This is a genomic window from Streptomyces sp. NPDC003038, assembly GCF_040611115.1.
GTDB lineage: Bacteria > Actinomycetota > Actinomycetes > Streptomycetales > Streptomycetaceae > Streptomyces.
Genome location: NZ_JBEXNN010000074.1, coordinates 1 through 5,655 on the forward strand (window position 1 = coordinate 1; position 5,655 = coordinate 5,655).

Here is a 5,655-nt window from a genome sequence, read left to right on the forward strand (position 1 = left end):
ACGAGCCTGGTCCAGCACTGGGCCAACAACAAGTGGACTTACTCCGGCATGGGCCTGCGGGCCACGGACGAGAACAACATCAAGCAGTGGAAGCGAGTCAACTCCGCCAACGCCGCATCCAACCCGCCCAAGCTGACGGTCACCTACAACTACCGGCCCCGCACCGGCACCAAGCAGGAGGCGGGCCCGCCGTTCTTCTCCTACGGCGGTGCCTACGTCGTCAACAGCGTCACGCCGACGCTGCGGGATACGTTCATCGACGCCAATGGTGACAAGGTCCAGGGTGCGTTCCAGATCTTCGACAACGCCACTAATGTCCAGGTCGGCGACGTCCTTCGATCGTCCTTCGTTCCCTCCGGCCAGGTCTCCTCGGTGACCGTCCCGGCGGGGGTCCTCACGAACGGAAAGACGTACCGCTTCCGTACCTCCCCGTACGACGGCACCCACTACAACCTGGGCTGGTCGGCCGAGAGGACCTTCACGGTCGACACCACCTCCCCGTCGGCGCCCACCGGCCTCAGTTCCACGGACTACCCCTCGAACGCCTGGGTCAAGGGCGAGGGCCAGGCGGGCGCGTTCACCGTGGACCCGCCCGCCTCCGACCACCAGTGGCTGGAATGGTCTCTGGACGGCATGTCCTGGACCCGGGTCACCACCAACGGCACCGCGGGCACCCGGACCCTGTCCGTGACCCCGCCGCAGGACGGCACCCACACCCTCCAAGTGCGCACCGTGGACCGGGCGGACAATGCCTCCGAGCCGGTCGTGTACACCTTCCACGCCGGACCGGGCGGGTTCGTCCAGCCCACCTTCGGCGAGCGCACCGCCCGCCGGCTCCCGCTGCAGGCCGAAGCCGACGGCGTCAAGTACGACAAGGCGTCCTTCTCCTGGCGGCGTTCGGAGGCCGACCCCTGGGTACAGATCCCGGCGGGACACGTCACCAACGGCGGCACACTCGTCACCGCCTGGCCGGTCACCATGACCGGCGGGAAGAGCCCCGCGCTGGTCTGGAACACCACGGACACCGTGAACCCGGACGGCAGCGTCGAGATCAAGGCGGACTTCACCGGTCCGGGCGGGGCTACGGGATCCACGCAGGCCCTCGCGGTGGTCGTCGACCGCAACGCGAGCGGCGCCGCCACCGCCCCGGTCGGACCGGGCGCCGTGAACCTGCTCACCGGTGACTACGAACTGTCCGACACCGACGTGAGCGCGTTCGGCATGTCGGTCTCCCGGACCACCTCCTCCCGCGACCCGCAGAAGGGCGCCGGCCAGGACGGCCAGGTCCCGATCTTCGGCCGGGAATGGGCCGCTGGAACCGCCGCTGCGCTCATCGAGTCGGACTACTCGCACATCGAGCGGATCTCCGACACGGCCGTCGACGTGGTCACCACCGAAGGCGACTCCGTCCATTTCACCGCCAACGCGGCGCGGACCGGCTGGATCGCCGAGCCCGGCGCCGAGAGTCTGGCGCTGACCGGCAGCGTCAGCGGTTCGTTCACGCTGTCCGAGGACAACGGCACCATCACGCAGTTCACCAAGGCCGATCCGGCGATGACCACCTGGCAGGTGTCCAGCACGCTGGTCGACGGCGTGGAGAACTCGACCGTCACCGTGATCTCCGAGGCGGTCACCGTCGGCAGCACGAAGCTGGCGCGTCCCAAGCGAGTCGTCGCGCCGACTTCCGCGGTGTCCGCCGCGACCTGCGCCCTCACCCCTTCCACGAAGGGCTGCCGCTCGCTGGAGTTCGTCTACGCGACGAGCACCACGGCCACCGGTGCCGGCACCCCCGCCGAGTTCGGCGACTATGCCGGCCAAGTGAGGGAAATCCGGCTGTGGTCCACCGAGCCGGGCGCCGCGAACGCCACCTCCAAGGCTGTCGCGACGTACCGCTACGACAACGGCGGCAACCTGCGCCAGCAGTGGGACCCCAACCTCGCGCAGTCGACGCAGACGCAGTACACCTACGACGCGTCCGACCGGATCACCACCTTCGAGGAGCGGTCCGAACTGCCCTGGTTCTTCACCTACGGAGCGGCGGGCACCTCGTCCACCGCAGGTGACGGGATGCTCCTCAAGGCGTCCCGCTCCGGCCTGAAGCCGGGCACCGCGGACGTGACCGAGGGCACCGCCACCACCGGCATCGTCTACGGCATACCGCTGACCGGCGGCTCGGCCCCCTACCCGATGGGCACCGCCGACGTGAAGGCATGGGGCCAGAACGTAGCCCCTACCGACGCGACCGCCGTCTTCCCGGCCGATTCCGTGCCCGCCGCCCACTCCGGTACCTCACTCGCTGCCTCGGCCTACACGCGGGCGTCGATCACCTACCTGGGCGCCTCCGGCCGGGCCGTGAACACCGCGGCGCCCGGCGGGCACATCACCGCCACCGAGTACGACCGCCACGGAAACACCGTCCGCGAGCTCTCCGCTGCCAACCGGGCCCTGGCCATCGGCTCCGGAGCCGCGGAACAGTCTGCCCGCGCCGACCTCGGCATCGGCGCACTCAGCGGTGCCGACCGCGCCCACCTGCTGAGCTCCCTCACGGTCTACGACGACAACGGCGTGCGTGAGGTCGCCCGGTTCGGCCCGCTGCGCCGCATCGACCTGACCGGCGACCTGAAGTCCGGCGCCACCCTCCTGGCCCCCGCCGGGATGTCGGTGACCGCCCGCGACTGGACGGTCAAGGAGTACGACGGCGGCCGTCCGACCGACGGCTCCGCGAAGGTCCGCGACCAGGTCACCAAGGTCACCGTCGGCGCCCAGGTCCGGGAGCACCCGTCGGTGCTGGGCGAGCAGCGCGTCACCGAGACCGTTTACGACTGGGCACGAGGCCTGCCGATCCGCACGGTCAAGGACCCGGGCGGCCTGGCCCTGACCGAGACCACCGAATACGACGCCAAGGACCGGATCTCCAAGCAGATCCTGCCCGGTTCCAACGGATCCGACGCCGCCACCCGCGTGACCACGTACTGGTCCGCGACCGGCACCGGTGCTTGTAACGGCCGCCCCGAGTGGGCCGACCTGGTATGCACGGTCGGACCGGCCGCCGCCATCACCGGAGGCGGCTCCAACCCCACCGCACTGCCGACGCTCACCACCGAGTACGACTGGTGGGGGCAGCCCGCGAAGAAGACGGAGACGGCGAACGGCACCACCCGGACCACGACCACCACGTACGACGCGGCGGGCCGGCCGTCCAAGGTCACCGTCGCCGGCGGCACGGGCCAGGCGGCACCGGAGGCGACCACCGAGTACGACCCCGTCACCGGCCGGGCCGTGAAGCTCACCTCGCCCACCGGCGGCACCATCCTGAAGTCCTTCGACAAGCTCGGCCGGGCGACCTCGTACACCGACGCCGACGGCGGCACCACCACCACCGAGTACGACCTGCTCGACCGGCCCACCCGGTCCGCGGACAACGTGCCGTCCAACGTCACCTACACCTACGACCACGGCATCGAACCCCGCGGCCTGCCGACGAAGGTGACCGACTCGGTCGCCGGCGCCTTCCAGCCGTCGTACGACGCGGACGGGACCGTCCGGAGCGAGAAGCTCCCCGGGGGGTACACCCTCAAGGTCACCCTGGACACCGCCGGTGACCCCGTCCGCCGCGACTACGTGCGCGACAGCGACTCCACGGTCGTCTACAGCGACGTGGTAACCGAGTCCGTCCACGGCCAGCTCACCACCCACACCGGCTGGTCCGACCAGCGCTACCGCTACGACACGGCCGGCCGCCTCGCCTCCGTGGAGGACACCGCCGACACCATCTGCACCCGCCGCACCTACACCTTCGACGGGCGCAGCAACCGCACCGCGCTGAACGCGGCCGCGGGCCTGCCCGGCGCCGACTGCCCGGCGACGGGAGGCAACAGCACGACCCACACCTACGACACCGCGGACCGGATCGTCGACGGCGGATACACCTACGACGCGTTCGGCCGCACCACCGCGGTTCCCGGCCAGGGGACCATCGCCTACCACAACAACGACCGGGTGCGGCAGCAGACCCTGACGGACCGGCGGCAGACCTGGTCTCTCGACACCGCCCAGCGCTTCCGCGGCTGGACCACCGAGTCGTACAACGGCTCCACCTGGTCCCAGTCGGGAGCGAAGACCAACCACTACGCCAACGACGGCGACAGCCCCCGCTGGATCACCGAGGACGCCTCGACCGGTGCGGTGACCCGCAACGTGACGTCCGCCGGCGGACTGGCCGCCACCACCGGCAAGACGGGTGACGTGGTCCTGCAACTGACGAAGATCCAGGGCTCGGTCGCCCTCCGGCTCCCCCTGGACGTCTCCCAGGCGCCGGTCGTCCTCGACCACGACGAGTACGGCAACCCCCGACCGGGCCAGACCGCGGTCCGGTACGGCTGGCTCGGAGCGCACCTACGCTCCGGCGAGACCCCGGGCGGCCTGACCTTGATGGGCGTCCGGCTGTACGACCCGGCCAAGGGACGCTTCCTGTCCCCGGACCCGGTGTACGGGGGCAGCGCCAACGCCTACGAGTACGCCAACGCGGACCCGGTCAACCAGCAGGACCTCGACGGCCGGATCTCCAAGTCGTCGCGCAAGAAGATGATCGAGGCGGCCGCCTGCGCGACCCTCGGCTGGCGCGGCTGCGCCCACGCCACGGCCATCTCCGTGTTCCTGCTGGCGATCCTGCCGGGAAGTAAGCCGTTCAACAACGCCGTCCGGCACTTCATGTGGCAGGCCAGCCTGACGTTCTTCTACGGGGCCCGTGCTGCCAAGCGGCTCGGCGACGCCCACGAGTGGGGTGAGACGTGCACGCGGTCCAAGTGTGATACCGGCAAGGACCAGCACAACAACTGGATCGCCAGGCGGTTCGCGTCGAATTACTGGAACAGCTACGTCATGTGGCTCTGGTACATCCGTGGGACGTTGTTCGTCAACCTGTACTACGTTGGCCGGTACTACTACAACAGAGGCTGGCTGGCGTGATGAGCGAGGTCGTTGTTCCGTGAACGCTACGGATTCCAGCAGGCGCCGCCTGCCGAAGGTACTGGTCGTCGCGGCATGCGCCGTGGCACTCGCCCTGGTCGGCGGTGTGCTGTACTGGGCCACCACGCTGCTGATCGGCGCCGAAGGACAGTGTGACGAGCCTAAGGGCGTGGCTCGCCTGGCGCAGGTCTCGGCCGTCGCCGTTCCGCCGGCGCCGTCCGGGGCGGCCCCCGTGCCGGGCGCGAGCGGCGCTGAGTGCCTGGACGACAGCGGCACCGAAGTCTGGCTGGTCGCCGACACGTACTACGCCTACGACGGCGATCCCGACAAGGTGGTCGACCACTACTGGGCCGCGGCTCCGGCTGCGGGCTGGAAGGCCACCGGGTCACGACCGCAGATCACCCCCGGCTTCCTGCTCAAGGACATGTGCTTTCGCAAGGAAGTGGACGGGAAGCCGACGCTGCTCAGGGTCTCGTACTCCGCTCAGAAGGAGTACTCCGTGTCCGTGAACGCGGTCCTCGACGGATCCCGTCCGGACTGCTGAACCGGCCGCCGGTCGGCATGGGGCGCCCACCGGGTCCGTACGGACCCGGTGGGCGCCCCCCGGGCTTCCCGGGGGGGCGGGGCCCGGCGGCGCGCGCGGGGGGCGACCGGCCGCGCGGGCGCGCCCCCCCCAGCAGGTGCCGG

Annotated in this window: 2 protein-coding genes; both read left to right on the plus strand. The window is 70.4% G+C overall.

Translation table 11 applies throughout. The annotated features are described in order from the left end of the window. A partial coding sequence (locus tag ABZX75_RS33690) for an RHS repeat-associated core domain-containing protein (protein ID WP_355417880.1) occupies window positions 1-4,968 on the plus strand: 4,968 nt, incomplete at its 5' end. Window positions 4,969-4,987: 19 nt separating this feature from the next. Continuing rightward, entirely contained in the window at window positions 4,988-5,512 is a 525-nt protein-coding gene (locus ABZX75_RS33695) for a hypothetical protein (RefSeq protein WP_355417884.1), read from the plus strand. Window positions 5,513-5,655 lie beyond the last annotated feature (143 nt).